Below are 278 nucleotides of genomic sequence, written 5' to 3' on the forward strand. Positions count from 1 at the left end.
TGCGCGGCGGCTACAACATCATCATCCTGTCGGACCGCGCGGTGGGGCCGGACCGGATCCCGATTCCGGCGCTGCTAGCGACCGCGGCCGTGCACAACTACCTGATCAGGAAAGGTCTTCGCACCTCGGTCGGCCTCGTCGTCGAGTCGGGCGAGCCGCGCGAGGTGCACCATTTCGCCTGCCTTGCCGGCTACGGCGCCGAGGCCGTGAACCCCGACCTCGCCTTCGAGACGCTGCTCGCCATTAAGGACTAGTTCCCGCCGGACCTCGTCGACGAG

At 68.0% G+C, this 278-nt stretch carries 1 pseudogene; it reads left to right on the forward strand.

The window, feature by feature from the left end:
• Positions 1–251: pseudogene (locus tag WDW90_RS39240) on the forward strand (glutamate synthase central domain-containing protein); the annotation flags it as partial.
• Positions 252–278: the final 27 nt, after the last annotated feature.

The organism is Methylobacterium nigriterrae (genome assembly GCF_037106235.1).
Lineage (GTDB): Bacteria > Pseudomonadota > Alphaproteobacteria > Rhizobiales > Beijerinckiaceae > Methylobacterium > Methylobacterium nigriterrae.